The sequence below is a fragment of the Spiroplasma sp. Moj genome (genome assembly GCF_016082285.1).
Taxonomy (GTDB): Bacteria; Bacillota_I; Bacilli_A; order Mycoplasmatales; family Mycoplasmataceae; genus Spiroplasma; species Spiroplasma phoeniceum.
Map to the genome: position 1 here is coordinate 1 of NZ_MQTY02000135.1, position 2,302 is coordinate 2,302.

At 24.7% G+C, this 2,302-nt stretch carries 4 protein-coding genes; all 4 read right to left on the minus strand.

Features of this window, described 5'->3' with window-relative positions:
* Positions 1–47 precede the first annotated feature (47 nt).
* A complete protein-coding gene (locus tag BST80_RS05030; protein ID WP_415746244.1) occupies positions 48–545 on the minus strand; it encodes an alcohol dehydrogenase catalytic domain-containing protein in 498 nt (165 codons plus the stop codon).
* A gap of 134 nt (positions 546–679) precedes the next feature.
* Positions 680–1,438 carry a hypothetical protein gene (locus BST80_RS05035; RefSeq protein WP_415746245.1) on the minus strand — a complete coding sequence of 253 codons (759 nt, stop codon included), beginning with the start codon at positions 1,436–1,438 and terminating at the stop codon, positions 680–682.
* Between the two features lie 232 nt (positions 1,439–1,670).
* Entirely contained in the window at positions 1,671–1,997 is a 327-nt protein-coding gene (locus BST80_RS05040) for a hypothetical protein (protein WP_415746246.1), read from the minus strand.
* A gap of 34 nt (positions 1,998–2,031) precedes the next feature.
* A partial coding sequence (locus BST80_RS05045) for a hypothetical protein (RefSeq protein ID WP_415746247.1) occupies positions 2,032–2,302 on the minus strand: 271 nt, incomplete at its 5' end.

Here is a 2,302-nt window from a genome sequence, read left to right on the forward strand (position 1 = left end):
TAATTTCTATTTTAAATATATTTTATAGGAATTTTAAAATAACTAGGTTATGCAAGAAGTCTAATAATAGCAATATTATTAATTTGTTTTAAATCAATTTTTTTAATAACATTTTCATACCCTGTTGGTAACACATCGCTTAACATTAAAGCATCAATTAAATTCATTGTTTTTGGAATTTTAATAACACTATTTTCCCCATAAGGAACACAAACATATTCAGCATGCGTTCCATTAATTTTAGTTCCCAAAATAAAACCACCATTAGTACAATTAGCAAATGCTTTTTGTTCACATCATTGACAAATATTACAATGAGTAACACATCCAATTGTAACGCGATCACCAATTTTAAGTTTTGTAATATCAGCTCCAATTGCTGTCACGACACCAACTCCTTCATGCCCCATAATTGTGTTAGGAACAACACTATTATCATGCCCCAAATATGGACGATAATCCGCATGTGAAAAAGTAAATCCCTCAATTTTAACAATAATATCTGTTGCTTTTTTTAATTGGCTCGTTAGTTTCAGTTCATTCAATTTTCTTTTTTCCTTGAAAAATTAATGCTTGCATTTTCTTCCACTTCACTTTCTACTTATGATTATACCGAAATAATAATGATGTTAAACAAAAAAGAATAAGACTAAATAACTTTAACCTAATTATTTTGATCTTATTCTTCAACTTGCAAGATACGTCGTTCAAGTTCTCCTGCAACATTAGGATCAATTAAATCCGTAAATAAACGTTGACGAGGTGTTCTTAAATTAAAATATTGACGTGAATTTTTTCGAATTAGTTCTTGATTCTCATCAGTTAAATTCATAAAAACCCATGCATCAGTACAAACTGGTAAATTATTAAACATAATAACTTCTGCAGCATATGTTTCTGCTAATTGCACACTATCCTTAATATCTTCATCAAATGGAACAATAAAATTCTCTTCTAAATCGTTAATTCTTTCAATTGATGGATCATTCGCAATCCCAATGCCAATTCTAACCTCACGGACAGCTTGATATTTTTCATATAATGTATAATTAATAATTTTAACAGTTGTATTAATATAATTAGCAATTTCAATTAAATAATTTAAATCCCCATCATCTTCGTATAATGCCAAATAAATATTTTCATGGCGATGAATTCCAATAATATTTTCACCCATTTTTAAAGAATTTAAAATAGTTTCTTCTAAACTATTTATAATTCATTGATAAGTATTTTTATCATATGCTTTTTTAATTTCTTTTTCATTAATAAAACGAACAACAACTGATGAAACAGATTGACTTTTATCTTCTTTTAAATAAAAAGGTGGTAATTGTAAATTTGATAATGCCACACGATTACGATATTCATCAAGTCTGTTTTTACTATAAACATATTCTTTTAATATTTCAATCGTTTGTTGCGGTTCTCACTTCATATTGGTTACCTCTTATTATAAATTAATTAAGTTAATTATATCATAAAAAGCCCTAAATTAAAGGCAATTATTAGGTTATAGTTTAAAAACCATAACCTTTTAAGTCTTTAAAATAAATTTAGAAGGAAGAACATAATACCAACCATTATTTTAAAGTTAACTTTAGTAAGAACATAATTTAATTATTAAAAAATTCTTCTTATAAAACTTTTTATTTTGTAAGAAGAATTTTTTAATTAGATATATGATAATTATATTTATTTTTCAGTGTATGATAAAAATTAGAAATAAATATTATCACATCATTGCTTAATTTTTTATTTTTAATTTTTCCTTCTCATTCTTTAATCATATTGTTATTAACTTCTTTTAAAAAGTGCTTTGCAAAAAGAATAAATTGGTCTGAATTATTATTTTTTTCAACAAGGTCTAAGGCAAGACTTCAATCAATTCTATTTAATATTCATTGTCATATTTCTTCACTACGGTCAACAGATAACCGGATTATCAACGCCATTTTAATAAATAATACTTGATACTCTTTTGAAGCTTTTTTCAATAATTTAAATATTTTTTTAACTTGTCTTTGATATTTAAAAGTTTAAAAAAAAATAGAAGTGTTCTTTAAAATTTTCTGGTTTTTTGCTTTCTACTTTTTCTTGTTCAAGTTCAGTAAAAGTTTTTTTACTATTATTAAATATTTCATGTTTTAAATTAATAATATTATTTAGGCCGTATAAAAAAATTGGGGTTTTGGAAAAAAACTCGGAAATTGAATAAGAATAATAAATTAAACCATTTACTAAAATGGTTTTTTTATTTATAAAACCAAAATTATTCATTGATTCAGAGAAAGGGCAGTAT